The 18,251-nt window shown below is 66.6% G+C and carries 18 protein-coding genes; 12 read left to right on the top strand and 6 right to left on the bottom strand.

Annotated features, from left to right (window positions below; genetic code table 11):
* Window positions 1-7 precede the first annotated feature (7 nt).
* Together LO787_RS08440 and LO787_RS08435 are read right to left on the bottom strand one after the other, a co-directional pair.
* Window positions 8-922: an SDR family oxidoreductase gene (locus LO787_RS08440; RefSeq protein WP_232495402.1), complete on the bottom strand. Its 915-nt coding sequence runs from the start codon at window positions 920-922 to the stop codon at window positions 8-10.
* Window positions 919-2,175 (bottom strand): Rieske 2Fe-2S domain-containing protein, encoded by a 1,257-nt coding sequence (locus tag LO787_RS08435; protein WP_232495401.1) that lies wholly within the window; start codon window positions 2,173-2,175, stop codon window positions 919-921. Before LO787_RS08435 ends, LO787_RS08440 begins: the two co-directional genes overlap by 4 nt.
* Before the next feature lie 474 nt (window positions 2,176-2,649).
* Here LO787_RS08435 and LO787_RS08430 point away from each other — a divergent pair, with 474 nt between their 5' ends.
* The 3 genes from LO787_RS08430 (at window position 2,650) to LO787_RS08420 (ending at window position 5,497) form a co-directional block, all read left to right on the top strand.
* Window positions 2,650-3,285: an isochorismatase family protein gene (locus LO787_RS08430; RefSeq protein WP_232495400.1), complete on the top strand. Its 636-nt coding sequence runs from the start codon at window positions 2,650-2,652 to the stop codon at window positions 3,283-3,285.
* On the top strand, window positions 3,282-4,190 hold the full coding sequence (locus tag LO787_RS08425) for a hydroxymethylglutaryl-CoA lyase (protein ID WP_232495399.1): 909 nt from the start codon (window positions 3,282-3,284) through the stop codon (window positions 4,188-4,190). The genes LO787_RS08430 and LO787_RS08425 overlap by 4 nt, the downstream gene beginning before the upstream one ends.
* A 101-nt stretch (window positions 4,191-4,291) precedes the next feature.
* A complete protein-coding gene (locus tag LO787_RS08420) occupies window positions 4,292-5,497 on the top strand; it encodes a CaiB/BaiF CoA transferase family protein (protein ID WP_232495398.1) in 1,206 nt (401 codons plus the stop codon).
* A 253-nt stretch (window positions 5,498-5,750) separates the two neighbouring features.
* Here the strand turns inward: LO787_RS08420 and LO787_RS08415 are convergent, their stop codons facing one another.
* Window positions 5,751-6,398, bottom strand: coding sequence for a GntR family transcriptional regulator (locus LO787_RS08415; protein WP_232495397.1), 648 nt, complete (start codon window positions 6,396-6,398; stop codon window positions 5,751-5,753).
* A gap of 131 nt (window positions 6,399-6,529) precedes the next feature.
* On the opposite strand from LO787_RS08415, the gene LO787_RS08410 reads away from it, so the two are divergent.
* The 9 genes from LO787_RS08410 to LO787_RS08370 all read left to right on the top strand — a co-directional run bounded on the left by LO787_RS08410 (window position 6,530) and on the right by LO787_RS08370 (window position 15,149).
* Entirely contained in the window at window positions 6,530-7,768 is a 1,239-nt protein-coding gene (locus tag LO787_RS08410; protein ID WP_232495396.1) for an MFS transporter, read from the top strand.
* A 78-nt stretch (window positions 7,769-7,846) separates the two neighbouring features.
* Window positions 7,847-8,680: an alpha/beta fold hydrolase gene (locus tag LO787_RS08405; RefSeq protein WP_232495395.1), complete on the top strand. Its 834-nt coding sequence runs from the start codon at window positions 7,847-7,849 to the stop codon at window positions 8,678-8,680.
* A 13-nt stretch (window positions 8,681-8,693) separates the two neighbouring features.
* Entirely contained in the window at window positions 8,694-9,479 is a 786-nt protein-coding gene (locus LO787_RS08400) for an SDR family NAD(P)-dependent oxidoreductase (protein ID WP_232495394.1), read from the top strand.
* Window positions 9,476-10,237: an SDR family NAD(P)-dependent oxidoreductase gene (locus LO787_RS08395; protein WP_232495393.1), complete on the top strand. Its 762-nt coding sequence runs from the start codon at window positions 9,476-9,478 to the stop codon at window positions 10,235-10,237. Before LO787_RS08400 ends, LO787_RS08395 begins: the two co-directional genes overlap by 4 nt.
* A 270-nt stretch (window positions 10,238-10,507) precedes the next feature.
* On the top strand, window positions 10,508-11,425 hold the full coding sequence (locus LO787_RS08390) for a LysR family transcriptional regulator (protein ID WP_232495392.1): 918 nt from the start codon (window positions 10,508-10,510) through the stop codon (window positions 11,423-11,425).
* Between the two features lie 121 nt (window positions 11,426-11,546).
* Complete coding sequence (locus LO787_RS08385; RefSeq protein WP_232495391.1) at window positions 11,547-12,428, top strand: acetoacetate decarboxylase family protein; 882 nt, start codon at window positions 11,547-11,549, stop codon at window positions 12,426-12,428.
* Between the two features lie 29 nt (window positions 12,429-12,457).
* Window positions 12,458-13,219, top strand: a complete 762-nt coding sequence (locus LO787_RS08380; RefSeq protein WP_232495390.1) for a cupin domain-containing protein — start codon at window positions 12,458-12,460, stop codon at window positions 13,217-13,219.
* Complete coding sequence (locus LO787_RS08375; RefSeq protein WP_232495389.1) at window positions 13,216-13,914, top strand: SDR family NAD(P)-dependent oxidoreductase; 699 nt, start codon at window positions 13,216-13,218, stop codon at window positions 13,912-13,914. Before LO787_RS08380 ends, LO787_RS08375 begins: the two co-directional genes overlap by 4 nt.
* Window positions 13,914-15,149, top strand: coding sequence for an MFS transporter (locus tag LO787_RS08370; protein ID WP_232495388.1), 1,236 nt, complete (start codon window positions 13,914-13,916; stop codon window positions 15,147-15,149). The genes LO787_RS08375 and LO787_RS08370 overlap by 1 nt, the downstream gene beginning before the upstream one ends.
* Here the strand turns inward: LO787_RS08370 and LO787_RS08365 are convergent.
* From LO787_RS08365 to LO787_RS08355, 3 genes are read right to left on the bottom strand one after another with little or no spacing between them, the layout of a single operon-like run.
* Window positions 15,127-16,149 carry a zinc-dependent alcohol dehydrogenase gene (locus LO787_RS08365; RefSeq protein ID WP_232495387.1) on the bottom strand — a complete coding sequence of 341 codons (1,023 nt, stop codon included), beginning with the start codon at window positions 16,147-16,149 and terminating at the stop codon, window positions 15,127-15,129. The genes LO787_RS08370 and LO787_RS08365 overlap by 23 nt on opposite strands.
* A 4-nt stretch (window positions 16,150-16,153) precedes the next feature.
* Window positions 16,154-16,882 (bottom strand): cupin domain-containing protein, encoded by a 729-nt coding sequence (locus LO787_RS08360; protein ID WP_232495386.1) that lies wholly within the window; start codon window positions 16,880-16,882, stop codon window positions 16,154-16,156.
* 25 nt (window positions 16,883-16,907) lie between these two features.
* Window positions 16,908-18,251, bottom strand: a complete 1,344-nt coding sequence (locus LO787_RS08355) for an SDR family NAD(P)-dependent oxidoreductase (protein WP_232495385.1) — start codon at window positions 18,249-18,251, stop codon at window positions 16,908-16,910.

Below are 18,251 nucleotides of genomic sequence, written 5' to 3'. Positions count from 1 at the left end.
TTGAATGTCAGGCGTCGGTGGTCTCGGCGGCGACATTCGCCCGCCAGACCGCAAGGTCGCGCTTGAGGAACTGGGCCAAACTCGTCGGCTCCCGGCCGAGCAGGGCGCGCAGGACGGTGGCCGAACCGTCGAAGTCATGCCCGCTGTACCAGTCCGCCACCTTGCCGAAGAGGCGCACACGCTCGGCGAAACGCGCGGGGTCCGGGTCGGGGCCGATGACGGATTCGATGACCTGCTCCGGCATCACGCGCAGGACGGGGACATCGCGCGACAACAGCGCGGACAGACCTTCGGCGATCTGCCATGCGGTCAGGCAATCGCCGGAACAGAGTTCGTAAGTCGCGGCATGGTGCGTATCCGGCCCTTCGATCAGGACGCGGGCGGCGACTTCGGTCACGTCGGCGAGGTCGACCAGCGCCTGCCTGCGATCAAGGCTCCACGTCAGCCGGAACGGGTCGCCTGCGAAGGCGGCACGATGCTGAAGCGTCTGCATGTAATGGGCAGGGGCGAGCACGGTCCAGCGCAGCCCGGATTCCAGCAGCGCCTCCGAGACCCGCAGTTTCATCGCGTGCTGGCTCAGCGCACCGATCTGGGGATGCAGCACCGAGCCGAACACGAAATGCCGGACCCCGGCGCGCTTCGCCGCCCGGATCGTGGCAAGGCCGATGTCGTCCTCGCGCGGATGCGCATTGGGGCCGAGGTGATAGACCGCCGACACGCCCGCCATCGCCTGACCCAGCGCAGCGTCGTCCAGCAGGTCGCCGCGTATCGCCTCGGCCGCTCCCAGCTTGCGCAGCGCCTCAGGATCGGCGGCGATGTCGAAGGCGCGGACCTGGCATCCCGCCTCCGCGAGCCTCGGGATCAGCAGCCGCCCCTGATTCCCCATCGCCGAGGTGACGAGGATCGTGCGCGGCGTGCTCATGCCACCGTCGGCCGCACCATCTCGCGCCAGTCCCCGCCAGCGGGCACGTCGAAGATTTCGGTCCTGATCCGGCCGTAGATCGCCGCATCGTCCGGGCGGCCCCAGGCACCCTTCCCGTCGCGATGGTCCTCCAGCGCCTTCAGCATCCCCTTGCGGAAGCGCACAAGCGTCATGTCGGTGGAACTCAGGTGCTCGAAGCGGCGATCCACCACTGGGCCCATCGACTGGAGCACCGCGAAGTCCTCGTAGAAGACGTGGCGGTTGGTGATGCCGCTGAAGTGGCCGTTCCTCATCGCCTCGCGATCCTGCGGCCAGCCCAGCGGTCCCGGCGCGGGGTCGGAGATGTCGTTCTTGTCGTGGTGCGTATAGAACCAGATGCGCTCGACCTCGCCGTCCTCGAAGGGGCGGTAGGGGTTGTAGGTGACATGGATCTGCAGGCTGTTGCCGTCGTCCACCGGCACCGCGATCACCAGCGAGCGCTCGCGCCCTTCGTTACCGGCAAGGAAGGCGTAGAACGGTGCGACGACTTCGCGCAAACGCACGTCGCTGGAGCCGTCGGCGCGGCTGCGGATCGCCGCCTCGCGGATGCCGAACTCGGTATCGTCGAACTCCAGCTTCGGCGCGGTGTCGGTGCCCCAGTTCTCGGCGTTCTTCTTGGCGTTGTCGGTCATCGCCAGTTCGACCGAACTGCGGTGGAGGTAGCCGAGGTGCGCGGAGTCCAGCACGGATTCGAGGTTCTGCAGCCAGTTGAACGGCAGGATCGCGATCTTGATGTCCAGTTGCTCGGGCGAAAGCCCGGTGAATTCGAACGCGGGAAAGGGCGGCGCCTGATCCTTCGGGCCGAGAAATACCCAAATCATGCCCCCGGCCTCATGCGCGCTGTACGCGCCCAGCCTGACGCGCTTCATCAATGCGTTGCGGTGCGCCTCGAGTTCGGTCGGCGCCTCGATCAGATCGCCGTCAGGCGCGTACTTCCAGCCATGGAAGATGCAGCGCAGGCCGCCTTCCTCGTTGCGGGCGATCGACATCGAGGCGCAGCGGTGCGGGCAGCGCTCGTCGACGAGGCCGACGCTGCCGTCGGGGCTTCGGTAGGCGACGAAGTCCTCGCCCAGCAGCCGCACCTTGACCGGCGCGCCGCCCGCTTCGAGCCGCTGGGAGCGCAGGACCGGGATCCAGTAGTTGCGCATCAGCGCGTTCATCGGCGTGCCCGGCGAGACCTCGGTCAGCAGGGCGTTGTCGGCGGCGCTCAGCATATGTGTACCTCCCGTCAGTCGGGCGAGAGGCGCTCGTCCACAGGCGCGGGGAGGAAGGTGATCCCCGCCCGCGTCAAGCCTGCCTTGCCCTGTCGAAACGCCTGCACCTTGCCCGCAAAATGCCTGTGCAGGCTCTCGCGACGGCGCGTTTGCGTCAAGGGTGCGACAGATGCCTCTCCTGCACAGGGGTATGCGCAGTAGGGAGCGGGAGGTAGGCGCCTGCGTGCAGTCCGGCGCCATTTTTTGCATACAATCCAAATCGGCAGAAATCCGCCATTCTCACGCGCACGGCATGCAGAATTGCGACATCTATATGCGGATTTGTACGAGATCGGCGAGAGAACGGATTGACCGCTCCTAAATTTGTATACTAAAAATACAAAAATGACACGCGCCGTGCGAGAATCGGGTGCGAGACGGGACATTCGGGTGTGCGGGCGAACAGGCCCGCGATGACGGGAGCCACCAAGGGCGATGAGTGACGAGCTTCAGCAGAACTACGCGGCCGCGTTCGGCGGCAAGGCCGGTTTCGGGCGCTCGCCCGCGCTGATCCTCATCGATTTCGTCGAAGCCTACTTTGCGCCCGAAAGCCCGCTCTATGCCGGGGTCGAGGCGGCGCTGGCATCGGCGCTGCGCATCCGCGAGGCTGCGCGGACGGCGAAGGTGCCGGTTATCCTGACCAACGTGGTCTACCATCCCGGCGGCATCGACGGGGGCCGCTTCTTCGAGAAGGTGCCCGCGCTCAAGGCGTTCGAGGCGGGCAACCCGATGGGCGCATGGCCCAAGGGCCTGGAGCCGCAGCCCGACGAGATCGTGCTGACCAAGCAGTACCCGAGCGCCTTCTTCGGCACCTCGCTGGCCTCCACGCTGACGGCACGGGGTATCGATCAGGTGATCCTGACCGGCCTTTCCACCAGCGGCTGCGTGCGTGCGAGTTGCATCGATGCGGTGTCCTACGGGTTCCGCACCGCCGTCGTCGCCGAGGGCTGCGGCGACCGTCATCCCGGACCGCACGAAGCGAACCTGTTCGACATGAACGCAAAGTACGCGGACGTCGTCTCGGAAGAGGCCATCGTCGCCTATCTCGCCTCGCTGGAGCAGGGCGCATGATCGAGATCGTCGAGGTCGCCCCGCGCGACGGGCTGCAGAACGAGAAGGTGCTCGTCTCGCTGGAGGACAAGGCCGAACTCGTTTCCCGCGCCATCGACTGCGGCGCGCGGCGGATCGAGGTGGGCAGCTTCGTCAACCCGAAGAAGGTGCCGCAGATGGCGGGAACCGACGAACTCGTCGGCATGCTGCCCCGGCGCGACGACGTGACCTACATCGGCCTCGTCATGAACCGGCGCGGGCTCGATCGCGGGCTGGTCGCGGGGATCGACGAGGCGGGCGCGGTCTGCGTCGCCACCGATACCTTCGCGATGCGCAACCAGGGCCAGACGAGCATCGAATCCGTGGGCGTCGCGGCGGACATCGTGCGCGCCGCCATCGAGGCCGGGAAGGGCGGGCAGGTCACCATCGGCGCCGCTTTCGGCTGCCCCTTCGAGGGCGAGGTCGATCCCGCTCACGTCGTCGAAATGGCACGCAGGCTGGCCGAGGCGAACCCGCGCGAGATCGCGTTGGCCGACACCATCGGCGTCGCCGCGCCCGCGCATGTCGATGCACTGGTCCGTCGGGTGGTCGAGGTGATCGCGCCGATCCCCGTGCGCGTCCACTTCCACAACACGCGCGGCACCGGACTTGCCAACGCATGGGTCGCGGTGGCGGCGGGGGCGACCGTGGTCGACACCTCGCTCGGCGGGCTCGGCGGCTGTCCGTTCGCGCCCAAGGCCACCGGCAACGTGCCGACCGAGGACGTCGTCTACATGTTCGAAAGGTCCGGCATCGCGACCGGGCTCGATCTCGATCGCCTGATCGAAGCATCGCAGTGGCTGGAGGGGGTCATGGGCAATCCCCTTCGCGCCATGGTCACGCAGGCGGGGAACTTCCCGGCCGTGGCGCTCGGCAGAGATGGATGAGCCTCGTCATCGAAACCGTGCGCGCCGCGTGCCTCGCAAACCAGACTTGAGGGCCTCCGCCAGCCCGAATGGCGATAACGACAATGCAGGAAGAACAAGGAATGACGAACAACGGGGCGCTCTCCGACATCCGGGTGCTTGAACTGGGCCAACTCATCGCGGGGCCGTTCTGCGGGCAGCTGCTGGGCGACATGGGGGCGGAAGTCATCAAGGTCGAGCCGCCGCAGATCGACGGCAAGGGCGGCGGCGACCCGATGCGCAACTGGGGCCACGGCGAGGCGAAGCTTTGGTGGGAAGTCGTCGCGCGCAACAAGAAGTCGGTCAGCGCCAACCTGCGCGTGCCCGAGGGGCAGGAGATCGTCCGCAAGCTGGCCGCCCATGCCGACATCCTGATCGAGAACTTCAAGCCGGGCACGATGGAGAAGTGGGGCCTTGGCCCGGACGAACTCCATGCGATCAACCCGCGCCTCATCATCGTGCGCGTCTCCGGCTATGGCCAGACCGGGCCGTACTCCTCGCGCGCCGGGTTCGGCGGCATCGGCGAGGCCATGGGCGGATGGCGCTACATCGTCGGCGACCCCGACCGCGCGCCGAGCCGCATGGGCGTCTCCATCGGTGACAGCCTCGCCGCGACTTACGGTTGCATGGGCGCGCTCGCCGCGCTCCACGCGCGCGAGCGCACCGGCAAGGGGCAGGTCGTTGACAGCGCGCTCTACGAAGCGGTGCTGCAGGTGATGGAGAGCCTCGTGCCCGAATACATGGTCTCGGACCATGTGCGCCAGCGTACCGGCTCGATCCTCGAAGGCGTCTCTCCCTCCAACGTCTATCCGACCAGCGACGGCGAATACCTCATCGGCGCCAACCAGGACGCGGTGTTCAGGCGCCTCTGTGCCGCGATGGGCCGACCGGAGCTGGCGAGCGATCCGCGCTACGCCACCCACGTCGCGCGCGGCGACAACCTGCGCGAACTGGACGATATCATCGCCGACTGGACCCGCACTCTCACGGTCGAGGAACTGGAAGCGAAGATGATCGAGTTCTCGGTCCCCGCGGGCAAGATCTACCGCGCCGCTGAAATGCTGGAAGACCCCCACTTCGCCGCGCGCGAGGCGCTGATCGACGTCGAGCATCCGCGCTGGGGCACCTTCAAGATGCAGAATGCCTTCCCGAAGATGTCCGGCACGCCATCATCGGTCCGCCGCCGCGCGCCGCTGGAGATCGGGCAGGACAACGCCGAGATCTACGGCGGCCTGCTGGGAATGCAGGACGACGAGATCGCCGCCCTCAAGGCCGGGCAGGCGATCTGAGTTGGCTGCCGGCGCACTCACCCAACGTGCGCCGGCAGCCACAACCGTTCGCTACGCTAGCAATGACGATAGCATAAGCGCGGCTAATCTCCGTCACCTTACTTTCACCCGTCGCCCCTGCGAAGGCAGGGGCCCATCAGGTCTCTCACCAAGGCTCCTGGCTCACCGCGAGGACGCGAGGCGGGATGGGCCCCTGCCTGCGCAGGGGCGACGGGGTGTTTGGGCCAGCGCAAGCGCCAGCCAATCCAGACCCTCAGTCCACGCCCTCGGCCGGGTTGAGGCGCGCATGGAGCGCGCGGCGGATATGCGCGATCATCAGCGCCTCCGCCCAATCGGGATCGCCCTGTGCCAGCGCGGCGGTGATCTCGGTGTGCTCGAGGTAGCTGCGGCCGAGTTGGTCGCGGCTGTAGGCCATGGCGGTCTGCTGGACCACCGGCTGCATCACCAGCTTGCTGAGCAGCGCGGCAAGGCGGTCCGACGCCGCGATCTCCAGGATGAGCGAGTGGAATTCCGCGTTGGCCGCAAGGTAGGCCTGCACGTCGAGCGTCTTGGCGTCGAGCACCTCGCGCAAGTCCTCGTTGATCGCGCGCAGGCGCGTCACCTGCGCCTTGGTCGCCCGCGTGGCGGCGCGCCGCACCGCATAGCCTTCGAGCATGCCGCGCAGGGTGAAGACTTCCTCGATGTCCTCCAGCGTCCACTCGGCCACGAACGAGCGCTGGCTGTCGGTGCGGCGCACGAAGAGTTCTGTCTCCAGCCTGCGGATCGCGTCTCTCACCGGCGTGCGCGAGACACCGCACAGGCTTGCCAGTTCCTCTTCCTTCAGCTGCGTGCCCGGGGCGAGTTCGCCCGACAGGATGCGCGCGCGCAGTTCGAGATAGGCCTGGTCGCTTGCTTTCGACAATTCTGCCTCCCTGATCCGGGCATGTCATGCGCCCGGCATCGTGTCCGTCATCACCGTTATCGGAAATCGCACAATATGGAAGCTGCAAAAGTATACAATGGTATGCGGGCGTTCGGCGTGCGAGCGGCGGCATGACTGAGCGCCTGACCGAAACCGCTCCCGCGACAGCAGCCCCGAGCCGCCGCGTGTGGTTGATCGTGGCGGTGCTCTTCCTGTGTACCATGCTGGTGCAGGGCATGGCTCTGGGCGGCATTGTGTTGTTCGATGACCGCGTTCTGGGTGCTCTAGGTGCATCTAGGTCCGCGTTCAAGTTCCGCGATCTGGTCTACATGCTGGCCACCTCGTTCTCCTGCCTGATGATGGCGTGGCTGACCGAGAAGATCGGCGTTCGTGCAGTCGTGACGCTGGGGCTGGTGGCGCTTTCGGCGGTGCTGATGGGCTATTCGGCGGTGACCTCGCTCGGCCAGCTCTACGCGCTGCAGGGGCTGCTGGGCTTCGCCTATGCTTGCGTCCATGTGGTCGTGCTGATGATCGTGCTGTCGCGCTGGTTCGCGGTGGACGACCCGCGGCGGGGCATCGCCGTCGGCATCTGCGTGGCGGGGGCAAGTTGCGGGGCGGTGCTGATGGCGCAGGTCGCCTCGGCCCTGATCGCGCAGATGCCCTGGCGTCAGGTGTTCCCGATCCTCGCCGCGCTGCCCTTCGCAGTGGTGCCCTTCGTCTGGCTGGTGATCCGCACGCCCGAAGACGGCAGTAGTGGCGACTGGCTGATCTCGCGCGAGGGGACTTTCGGCTTCTCGTTCAGGCTGTTCTGGCGGCGCTCGACGGCGATCCTGATGGCGGCGCTGGTGCCGGTGTTCTACGTTTCCGCCTGCATGGCCGCGCATGCGGTGCTGATGCTGCGCGACAAGGGCCTGTGCACCGGCGTCGCGGCGGGGGCGGTGAGCCTGATCTTCAGCCTCGGCCTCGTCGGCAAGTTCGGGTCCGGGTTCCTGCTGCTGCGCCTCAGCCTGGAGCGGGCATGGCTGCTGATGATGGGCTGCATGCTGGCGGGCTCGCTGCTGCTGGCGGTGTTCCCGGAACAGGCCTACATGCCCGGCCTAGCGCTGGTGGGACTGGGCTGGGGCGGCTGCTTCCCGCTGGCGCAGCTCAAGATCGGCGCGGTCTATCGCGGACCGGCGCTGGCGCAGGTGCTCGGCCTGTTCGTGGTGTTCGAGAGCTTCGGCTCGGCCGCCGGCGCCTGGCTGACCGCGCTGATGTACGACGCGTTCGGTGGCTACGGCGTGCCGTTCACGCTCAACTGCCTGCTGCTGGCGGGCGGCATCGTCGCCTCCATCGCGGAAGAACGTATGCGTGTTCGTCAACGGGGTTAAAGTATACAAACATCGACAGGCCGTCAGCCCCGACCCACACTCGCCCCCGCACAATTCCTCAAGCCTAAGGACTGACTGATGGCGACGGCAAGCGAGAACGGCATTCATCTCTGGTACGAGACCAAGGGCGAAGGCCCGCCGGTCATGCTGGTCGGCGGCTTCGCGCTGATCGACTCCCAGTGGGAATACGTGGTCGACGATCTTGCCGCGAAGTATACTGTCGTCAACTGGGCCTTCCGGGGCAGCGGCAAGTCGGACTGGACGATGGCGTGCCCGCCCACGGTCGATCAGTACGCCGAGGACATGCGCATCGTCATGGACGCGGCGGGGATCGAGAAGACGGCGATCTGGGCCACCTCCACCGGCGCGCCCGTGGCGCTGCGCTTCGCCGCCAAGTACCCCGAGCGCGTCACCGCGCTCTGCACCTACCCGTGGTTCAAGAGCGACGACACCTGGCGCGGAATCATGGATGCAGCCTATTATGTGGGCAGGAACTTCGGCGTCGATCACATGTCGCGCCTGTTCGCGGGCGCGGTGTTCCCGGCGGACCTGCTCTACGAGCCGGGCGGCATCGCCTACGAGGTCTGGGCCAAGAAACGCTACATCGAGAACGTCAATCCGAACACGCTGAAATGGGTGATCGAGGCTTACAAGGAAGTCGACCTGACGGGCGACGTGAAGCGCCTCGAATGCCCGACGATGCTGCTGATGGGCAACGATTCCGCCCAGAACACGCGCGAGGAGATGAAGGAGGTGTCCTACGACTACCTCGTCGGCAGCTTCCTCGAACTCAAGCCCGACTGCGAGGTGGCGACCATCGAGAACGCCGGTTCGACCTATTGCATGATTACCAGCGCCGACAAGTGCAGCGCCGCGGCCATCGAATTCTTCGACCGCGTCGTTCCTCGCTGACGGGCAGGGGCCGATGGGCAAGCTGGAGGGCCGCGTCGCCATCGTCACCGGTGGCGGGCGCGGCATCGGCAGGGCGACGGCGGAACTCTTCGCGCGGGAAGGCGCGAAAGTGGTCGTCGCCACCCGCACCCGCGAGCCGGGCGAGGAGACGGTCGAGGCCATCCGCGCCGCCGGGGGCGAGGCGTACCTCGACGTCCTCGACATGGGCGACCGCGAGGCGGTGCGGGCGATGGTGGCGCGGGCAGTCGGGACGTTCGGGCAACTCGACATCATGCTGCACAACGCCGCCTACATCCCCTTCGGGGCCATCGGCGAACTGTCCGACGCCGATCTCGACAAGGTGTTCGATGTCGGCCTCAAGGCCTGTTTCTGGCTTGCCGCCGATGCGCTGCCGCATCTGGAGAAGAGCGCCCACGCACGCATCCTCATCACCTCCTCGCTGGCGGGAACGCGGCGCAATTTCGTGAACCTCGTCCACTACGGCGCGCTCAAGGCGGGGGTGAACGGCTTCATCCGGGGCGCGGCGCTGGAACTGGCGCGCAAGGGCATCAATGTGTCCGGCATCGAGCCGGGGCTGGTGCTCGGCCACGCCCTGCGCGAAAGCGCATCGGACGAGGCGCTCGACGCCATGGCGTCCGTCATCCCGATCCCGCGCGTGGGAATGCCCGAGGAGATCGCGCAGGGTTTCCTCTATCTCGCGTCGGACGATGCGCGCTATGTCACCGGGCAGACCATCGCCATCGACGGCGGCATCTCCGTGGGCCGTCTCGACAACCTGAAGTTCGACCGCCTGCCATGAACGCCGCGTCCGTAGCCCCAAGTTCCGTCGCCCCAAGTTCCGTCGCCATCGTCACCGGAGCCGCCAGCGGAATAGGCCACGCCATCAGTCTGGCGCTTGCCGATGCAGGCTATCGCGTGGCGCTGGTGGACTTCGATGCCGAGGGGTTGGAGCGCGTGGCGGCTGAGCGCAAAGCCTTCGCCCCATTCCTTTGCGACATCACCGGGATCGAGGCGCTGCCCGGCCTAGTCACGGAGATCGCGCAGAGCCTCGGCGCGCCCTTCGTCCTCGTCAACAATGCCGCGAAAGGCGGGGGCGGCGCGATCGCCGACGTGACACCCGATGCATTCGACGGCGTGTTCGCGGTGTCGGTGCGGGCCAGCTTCTTCCTGACGCGCGCGGTCGTGCCGCTGATGACCGGGGGCGGGCGGATCATCAACGTGTCGTCGCTGATCGGCGCGCGCGGGGCGGCGGCCAATTCTCACTACGCCGGGGCCAAGGCCGCGATGATCGGCTTCACCCGCGCCTGGGCGCAGGAGTTCGCGGGGCAGGGGGTGACCGTCAACGCCATCCTCCCGGCGCTTACCGACACGCCGATGACGCGCGCGGCGATGAGCGAGGCGGACATCGCGGCGCGGGCGGCTGCGATCCCGATGGGGCGGCTTGCCTTGCCTCGGGACTGTGCGGATCTGGCGGTGTTCCTTGCCTCCGAGCAGGCACGGTTCCTTACCGGGCAGGTGCTGAGCCCAAATGGGGCGGAGTTTACCGGGGCACTTTGAGGCAGCAGCATATAACACGATTGCGCTCGATTATGTCACCGTCATTCCCGCGAAGGCGGGAACCCATCTCTTGACATCTCGTGTTGCAACGGCATCAGATGCGTCCTCGCCTTCGCGGGGATGACGATTATATTTTTCGCCGAAAGCGATCGTGCTTCAGAAGCAAGACGACGCAAGACCTATACCTCATCCTCCCATTTTCACCACGGTACGAACGCTCCGCTCATACCAAGTTGACCGCATCCCGGCCCGATGCCTCAATCTCGGTCCATGAACTTCCAGCATCTGCGCCACTTCGTCGTCACTGCCGACACGGGCAACATGCTCAAGGCAGCCGAGACGCTTCACATCAGCCAGTCGGGCCTTTCGCGCAGCATTGGCGCGCTGGAGAACCTGCTCGGGCTGCCGCTGTTCGAACGCAGCGCCAAGGGGGTGGAGATGACCGCCTTCGGACGCCAGTTCTATCCCCACGCGCGGTTGATGCTCAACGAGTACAACCGCTCGATGGACGAGTTGAAGACGTACCAGAACCTCAAGGGCGGCTCGCTGCGGCTCGGCATCAACAACAGCTTCGCCTACGTCCTGATCCCGAGCGTGGTTGCCGAACTGGTGCGCCGCTGGCCGGGCATCCACGTCGATATCGCCAGCGACAACTACGCCGCGCTCGTCGCCGATCTGACGCACGGCAACATCGACATCGCCTTCTCGCTCTTCACCGAGGGCAGCAGGCACGATCAACTCGACTACGAGACGCTGTTCGAGATCCGCACCCGCGTCTTCGCGCGCGAGGATCATCCCCTGCGCGACAAGGCCGACATCGGGCCGGAGGAACTGGCGTCGAGCGACTGGGGCCTCATCAACGGGGCATCGGCGCAGGCGGCCTTCGAAAGCTTCTTCACCGGCAACGACCTGAAGGTGCCGCAGATCGCCATGCAGTGTTCCTCGGTGGCGCTGCTGGCCTCGGTCGTGGCGCAGTCGGACCTGCTGACGATCCTGCCCGAAGAACTGGTCCAGCAGACGCGCGGCTTCGCCATCGAGCCGTTGAACTTCGATTTCAGTTTCGGCGTGGCGCAGGTCGGGCTGGTGCGGCGGCGGGGCAGCTTCGATTCCCCGATTGCCGAGCGGTTCTCGCGTCTGCTGCGGCGCGATGCGGAGAAGCTCGCGCTGCCGGCGGACGCGGTGGCATGACCCGATGGCGCGGCTTGCCCGAAAGCCATGCGCAAGTGTGATACCGGCTGGAGGGAAGCGCGTTTTCCTTTCCGCCGCCTTCGCGGGAAACAGGTTTCCGACGCAGCAACGGAGCGATGCGATGGAACTTCAAGAGGGCACGGCCACGGCGGCCGACACGATCACCACCGATGAAGCGCCGACGAGCGCGCCGAAGCATGTGATCCCGCCGTCGCTGAAGATCACGCCCGATGCGCCGACTTACGTGCCGACCGGCTTCGCCGCGCGCCGCGAGGGCTGGACCGCGCCGTTCCTTTCCTCCCCCGTCAACGAGCCGCCGCATCCGATGGAGATGAGCCGCTCGATCATGGTCGAGTTCGAGCCCGATCCTGAAGCCGCCCGCGCCGCCGTGCCCGACCCGCTGGTCTGGGAGGAAGGCACCACTGCGGTCGCCATCATCGGCGACAACCGCCAGATGCCGACCTCGCAGAAGTTCCAGGAAGGCATGATCCTGCTGCAGGTGCGCTTCGGCGACATGGTCGGCACTTACGTGCCCTATATCTGGACCTCGACCGACGAGGCGCTGATCGCCGCGCGCGACGTCTCGGGCCGTCCCAAGACGATCTGCGAGCACAACGAACTGGAGATCATGGGCAGTCTGGTGAAGGCCAAGATCGTGCGCCGCGGCGAGACGCTGGTGCGCGCCTCGGTCACGCTGGAGCACCCCGCCGAGATGAAGGAACTGCCGTTTTCACGCGACTGGCTCTCGGTCCGCAAGATCCAGATGCCGGAAGAGGGCCGTCCGGCGCTCAAGCAGGTGATCCATCATGCGACGGGGCAGGGCTTCAAGCTGCATTCGATGTGGCGCGGGCGCGGCTTCGTGGAGTTTCCGGGGCAGTCGTTCTCGGCCGTCCACGAACTCAAGCCGCGCCGGATCGGCCGCGCGTGGATGATCGAGATGGGCTGGATGCTCGGGTGGGGCAAGATCCTGTGGGAGAACTGGGTGCCCGCGACGCAGCCCTGACAGCCAAGCATTCTTTCGAGGAACTAGCCATGCGTGAAGCCGTACCCTTTCTCGACACCAACGCCATGGAGTGGGCGCCCGGCGACCTGCATGGTCAGTATACAAAGATGCTGAGCTGCGACCCCGAAACCGGCGCGCGCACCGCCCTCCAGCGGATCGATCCGTCGTCGGGTTATGCCGCGCCGCCCAAGCCGCATTACCACTCTGGCGACGAGGAGATCTTCGGCGTCGGCGGCAGGTTCTCGTTCGACGGCGAGAACTGGCTGGGCCGCTGGTCCTACTGCTTCCACCCGACGCGCACGGTCCACGGCTTCAAGTCGGAAGTAGCGGAAGAGAGCTTCTTCATCTCGAAGATCAAGACGCACCTCGATTTCAGCTTCAGCGAGGAATATCGCGACCTCGCCCCGTTCAACCTCGACGGCATCGAGCCCGAGCGCGGCGTCAGCGTGATCGGCGACCCGATGCAGCAGGAGTGGGAGGACGTCGCCGGACCGGACGGCGAGACGGTGCTGCGCCGCCTTATCCTCTCGCGCCACCCCGTCACCGGCGAGGGCGCGATGCTGGTGCAGTTCCTGCCCGGCTTCGTCTCCGCGCACGGTCCGCACACCCATTCCTGCGATGAGGAAGTCTTCGTCATGGAAGGTGCCGTCGAGACCGCCGATGGGCTCGTCTACAGCGCCGGCTGCTACTCGTACAGGCCTGCAGGTGTCGTTCTGGCACCTCTCAGTAGCTCTCAGGGCGCCATCTGTTACGTCCTCCACACCGGTGAACTGGACTTCCTGCCCGCATGAGCACGCCGCTGCGCACCGCCGTCGTCACCGGCGCGGCGAAGGGGATCGGGGCGGCGGCAGCCCTGGCCTTGAGCCGTTCCGGCTACCATGTGGCCGCCAGCGACATCGACGGGGAGGGGCTGAAACGCACACGAAAGGTGGTGGAGGCCGCGGGCGGTTCCATCGCTGTTGCCTCGCTGGACGTGCGCCATACCGACGCTGTTGCATCCTACGCAGCGGGTTTCGGGCAGGTCGATCTCCTCGTCAGCAACGCCGGTTTCGCGTCGGTCGCCTTCCTTGAAGAACTCGACGATGCCCACTGGCAGGCGGTGACGGACCTCAATCTCACCAGCCACATGCGCCTAGCCCGCGCCTTCGCACCGGGCATGAAAGCGCAGAAAAGCGGGCGTATCGTGTGCCTCGGCTCCATCGCGGGCCACACTTACGGCTGGCCCGGACGCCTCGCCTACTCCGCTTCCAAGGCGGGCGTCACCGGCCTCGTCCGCACCCTCGCGATGGAACTGGGGCCTCACGGCATCACCGTAAACGGCGTTGCACCCGCCGGTCTCCACGCCGCCGCCGAACAGATCCCGCTCCGCCGCGTCGGCACGCCCGAGGACATCGCCGACTTCATCGTGATGCTCGGCTCCGACGGTGCGCGGTTCATGACCGGGCAGATGCTGTCGGTCGACGGCGGCATGAGCGTCTCGCTTTGATGCGGCCCCTGATCCCGGTCGGCCCGCGCTACGGCTGGGTCGTCGCAGGGACGTTGACGGTACTGCTGGCGGTAAGCCACGGCCTGCTCAGCACCGGAATATCGGTGTTCGACGCGGCTATCCTCGCGGACCTCCATATCTCGCGCGCGGCGCTGAAACTGCGCGATGTGGTACAACTGTTTACCGGCGGATTGTGGGCGATGGCCATAGGCTTTGCCGCCGATCGGCTCGGCCCGCGCGTGGTGATCTATGCGGGGCTCGTTGCCCTGGGCACGGCGCTGCTGGGCTATGGCTACGTCACCGACGTGCGCCAGATCTACGCGCTGCACCTGCTGCTCGCCTTCGCCTATTCCTCATGCCACGTCGTCGTCGTGCTCCTCGTCCTGACCCGATGGTTTGCCCAGCGCCGCTCGACCGCGCTCGGCATCATTCTCGCCGGAGAGAGCCTTGGCGGCTCGATCCTGCCACCGATCATCGCACGCCTGATCGGAGACGCAGGTTGGCGTGAGGCGATGCACCTGCTGGCCCTAATGCCGCTCGCGCTTGCCGTGACGCTGCTGTTGCTTTTGCGTGGCAGACCGGAGAACTACGGGCAAATCCCGATAGGCGGCGTGGCACGGACCGCCCTCGAAGCGCCTGTTGCCGCCGGCATGACCATGCGCGACTACCTGCGGTCAGGTGAAGTCTGGCTGGTGCTCGCCATCGGCGCGACGCTGTTCTACGCGGGCGGCGGCGTCGCGGCGCATAGTTACCTCTATTTCAGCGACCGGGGCTTCGATCCGGCATGGGCCGCGACCAGCCTCAGCCTGATCTTTGCGGGAGCGTTCCTCGGCAAGTCGAGCAGCGGCTATCTGTCCGAGCGTTGGCCCGGCCTGACCGTATGGGCGGCGTTCCAGGCCACCATGCTGGTGGGCGTAGCCTGCCTCACCATCGCCACGCCGCTCAGCATCTGGCCCGGCGTGGCGCTGTTCGGGCTGGGCTGGGGCGGCAGCTACACGCTGACGCAGGCCGCCATCATGGAGCGCTTCAAGGGGCCGTACCTCGGCCGCCTGTCCGGTCTCATCGTGCTGGTTGAAGGGATTGCCGCCGGTCTCGGCTCGTACATGGGTGGGCTGTTGCACGACATGACCGGCAGCTACACCACCGCCTACCTCGCGATGACCGCGAGCGTGGCGGTGGCGCTCATGCTCACCAGACTGCTGAGCCGAAGCGTCAGGCCGCTCCGATCTCGATGATGACACGCCCGATGTCGGCCGCCTCGCGCCCCGCAAGAAGGGCGAAGGCTTCAGGCGCCTGATCCAGCGTGAACCGGCGCGATATCGTCGTATCGAGCTTCAGCTTGCCGCTCGCCATCAGGTCCAGCGCCTGCTGCTGGTGATGCCCGCAACTGATCCCGACAAGCCGCAACTGCCGCAGCACGATATCCCAGACACAGTCCGGGAGCGCACCGCCACCGGTCACACCGATAGTCGCGAGCCGCCCGGCGACTTCCACAGCCTGCTTCAAGCCCCAGTCGGAGCAGGTCGTCTCGATGATCTGGTCGAAGCCGTTAGGGGAAATCGCAAGGGCTTCACTCGTCACCATGGTCCCATAGCTTTCGAGCGGCAGAACCCGCGCACCAAGCGCCCGGGCATAGTCCACGCGGCCGCCGGTGCCGCCGAGCGCGATCGTCCCGATGCCCATGGCCGCAGCGGTAGCGATCACCGCAAGGCCCATCGCACCGACACCGATGACGACCAGCGGCCTGGCCGGATCGACCTCCATCAGTTCGAACCCGTTGAGCGCGACGACGACCCCGGCCAGCATCGCGCCCTGTTCGAAGCTCACGGCGTCCGGCATCAGTGCCAGCTTGTTGGCGGCAACGATCGTGAATTGCTGGCAGCACGCCTGACGCGCACGGGAAATCGCCTCTGCATCGAGGCAAAGGTTGGTCACGCCCTTCACGCACCATGCACACTTGCCGCAATGGTTTAGCGCCAGCGCCGTCACGCGGTCTCCCGGCCTGACGTGCGTCACTTCGCTGCCGACCGCCTCGACGATGCCGGAGAAATCCGCGCCGACACCGTAAGGATAAGCCCGCGCATAGCGCCCGCCGCGATTGGTGTAGTGGCCGATGTCGGTTCCATAGGGGGCATAGGCGACCACTCTGACCAAGGCTTCGTCCGGCCCGGGAGCGGGGCGCAGGATATCGACGACCCGCATGTCCTCACGCCCGAAAAGAAGCGCTGCTCGCATCAGGTCATCCATCGAGCGCGTCGAACCACAGGAAGAGGGTCGCTCCCTCCGGGCTTGAGGCCGGTCCGGTCGGCCCGGAGCCTGCTGCGCCATCGGCAAAGTCGCCCGTACCGAGGTTCTCCCCCTGCATGACGATCGCTCCGTCCAGCACGTACAGCGACCAGGGGGCCTTATGTCCGGCGGACGCTTTGCTTTCCCAGCCTGCGGGAATCTGCGCCATCGCGGTCAGCGCGCCGCTTACCGGATCGCGGCTCAGCAGTCGCATGTCCCATCCGCTCGGAAAACCATCGAGCTTGCTCCATGCCACATTCTCGACCGGCATCTGGAGCAGATGCCCGCGCGGGTCGGTCTGCTCCAAAGGGTATTCATCGGGTTCTGCCGGTTCGTGGACGAGGTTCAGCGTCAGCGGGCCGTTCGATCGAACCAGCGCGCGACAGCCCTCGCGGGCTTCCTCTGCATGACCATGCACGACGCGGCCCGGACGATAGAAATAGTCGCCCTCGACGAACCAGCGCCCCGCACCCAGCGTCACCGAGCCTTCGAGGATGTAGACCTCCTCGAACGCCTCGTGGAAATGCGCGACACCGCCGCCGCGCCAGTCCTTCGGGATGTTCAGGTAGTTGAGCATCCCGCCGGTGCTCTCGTCGAAGGCGAGCGTCTTGCACATGAGGCCGTGCGTGCCGATCGGCTGCCACGGCACGTCGTCGGCGCGAACTGTTCGGAAGTCGGTCATGGAAACCTCCTTATTCCTTGGCTGATCAGGGGAAGTTGAGTTCGAGCCCGCCTGATACGTGGATCGCTTGGCCGGTCACCGGAGCGGCGGCCTCGCTGAGCAGCCAGCAGAGCGGTTCGGCAACCTCCTCCGGCGTCGTCACGCGGCCCAGCGGGGTCTGCGGCTCGATCCGGGCCCGGAACGCCTGCGCTCCCGCCTCGCCGAGCGAATCCGCCACGCTGTCGCTCCAGATCAGGCCCGGCTGCAAGGCATTGACGCGAATGCGGGTGGTATCTCCGGCAAGCGCGCGGGCCCGGGACAGGCTCTCGCCGATGACCGCCGCCTTGGTAGTGGAATAGGCGGCGGCTCCCGGACCACCGCGAATACCCGCGACAGAGCTGACGTTGACGATCGAGCCGCCACCCGATGCGCGTAACGCCCCCAACGCGGCATCCATGCCGAGAACGGTGCCGGTGTAGTTGACTGCCAGCAGGAAGCCGAGATCGTCGCCGGTAAGCTGGTCGAGCCGTCGATTGACCGATTCCCCGGCGTTGTTGACGAGCCCGTGCAGGGCCCCACGCGCAGCGACGACGCTCTCGATCCCCCGTGCCCATGCCGAGGCGTCGGTGACATCCAGCGGGACCACCATGCCGTCGCCGCCGGCTTCACGGACCATGGCCAGCGTTTCCTCTGCTAGCGGAGCCTTGCGTCCCCCGATGGCCACGAAAGCGCCGAGTTTGCCCGCCAGAACCGCCGCTGCGCGCCCGAGGCCAGACGTTGCGCCGGTTATCAGGATGGTCCGACCATCCAGCCTGGAATCACCCTCGCTGAGGGTCGCATCGAGCGCTACTTCCGCGCCGCACAGGAACGCGGAGCGAGCATCGCACAGAAAGCGCACGGTTTCTGCGACGGCGGACGGGGCAGCCTTCTCGTCGAGCACGAGCCGGTTGGCGCGTGGACGGCGGCCCATCGCGATGCCGTCGATCACTGCCGCGCCCATGCCGATGCGCTGTCCTTCGATGGCGGCTGCGCGTGCCGGGCTGGCATCATCCGGGGCGAGATGCTGGCTCAGGAACACGCCGCGCTCACCCTCCGGGAGAAGGCGCAGCATTTCGCGCAGGGCGAACCACTGGCGGGCAATCACCTGACCGCCGGGCACATCGACAGGCGGCGCGCAGAACACGAGTGCATCAAGAGCGCCATAGCGCCGCAACAGCGCGTCGCTCATCCTGTTCCATGACGCATCGTCATCGAGGTCCAGCGCGAGTTCCGGTAGGTCCGGCATTCCGACGCCGGTGCGCAGAACCCGGTCGAACAGGGGGGAGAGGACAGTCGAAGTTGTGTCGGCGAAGGGGGAGCCGCCGTCGATCACCAGGCAGATTGAAGGCAT

The sequence above is a fragment of the Novosphingobium kaempferiae genome (assembly GCF_021227995.1).
GTDB lineage: Bacteria > Pseudomonadota > Alphaproteobacteria > Sphingomonadales > Sphingomonadaceae > Novosphingobium > Novosphingobium kaempferiae.
This window is presented reverse-complemented; position numbering and strand designations above follow the sequence as displayed.

Excerpts from the sequence above, each read along its gene's own strand:
- LO787_RS08390 (WP_232495392.1), top strand. The coding sequence starts at position 10,508 with ATGAACTTCCAGCATCTGCGCCACTTCGTCGTCACTGCCGACACGGGC.
- LO787_RS08440 (WP_232495402.1), bottom strand. The coding sequence starts at position 922 with ATGAGCACGCCGCGCACGATCCTCGTCACCTCGGCGATGGGGAATCAG.
- LO787_RS08360 (WP_232495386.1), bottom strand. The coding sequence starts at position 16,882 with ATGACCGACTTCCGAACAGTTCGCGCCGACGACGTGCCGTGGCAGCCG.
- LO787_RS08405 (WP_232495395.1), top strand. The coding sequence starts at position 7,847 with ATGGCGACGGCAAGCGAGAACGGCATTCATCTCTGGTACGAGACCAAG.
- LO787_RS08420 (WP_232495398.1), top strand. The coding sequence starts at position 4,292 with ATGACGAACAACGGGGCGCTCTCCGACATCCGGGTGCTTGAACTGGGC.
- LO787_RS08400 (WP_232495394.1), top strand. The coding sequence starts at position 8,694 with ATGGGCAAGCTGGAGGGCCGCGTCGCCATCGTCACCGGTGGCGGGCGC.
- LO787_RS08435 (WP_232495401.1), bottom strand. The coding sequence starts at position 2,175 with ATGCTGAGCGCCGCCGACAACGCCCTGCTGACCGAGGTCTCGCCGGGC.
- LO787_RS08365 (WP_232495387.1), bottom strand. The coding sequence starts at position 16,149 with ATGCGAGCAGCGCTTCTTTTCGGGCGTGAGGACATGCGGGTCGTCGAT.
- LO787_RS08410 (WP_232495396.1), top strand. The coding sequence starts at position 6,530 with ATGACTGAGCGCCTGACCGAAACCGCTCCCGCGACAGCAGCCCCGAGC.
- LO787_RS08380 (WP_232495390.1), top strand. The coding sequence starts at position 12,458 with ATGCGTGAAGCCGTACCCTTTCTCGACACCAACGCCATGGAGTGGGCG.
- LO787_RS08430 (WP_232495400.1), top strand. The coding sequence starts at position 2,650 with ATGAGTGACGAGCTTCAGCAGAACTACGCGGCCGCGTTCGGCGGCAAG.
- LO787_RS08395 (WP_232495393.1), top strand. The coding sequence starts at position 9,476 with ATGAACGCCGCGTCCGTAGCCCCAAGTTCCGTCGCCCCAAGTTCCGTC.
- LO787_RS08385 (WP_232495391.1), top strand. The coding sequence starts at position 11,547 with ATGGAACTTCAAGAGGGCACGGCCACGGCGGCCGACACGATCACCACC.
- LO787_RS08370 (WP_232495388.1), top strand. The coding sequence starts at position 13,914 with ATGCGGCCCCTGATCCCGGTCGGCCCGCGCTACGGCTGGGTCGTCGCA.
- LO787_RS08355 (WP_232495385.1), bottom strand. The coding sequence starts at position 18,251 with ATGCCTTCAATCTGCCTGGTGATCGACGGCGGCTCCCCCTTCGCCGAC.
- LO787_RS08375 (WP_232495389.1), top strand. The coding sequence starts at position 13,216 with ATGAGCACGCCGCTGCGCACCGCCGTCGTCACCGGCGCGGCGAAGGGG.
- LO787_RS08425 (WP_232495399.1), top strand. The coding sequence starts at position 3,282 with ATGATCGAGATCGTCGAGGTCGCCCCGCGCGACGGGCTGCAGAACGAG.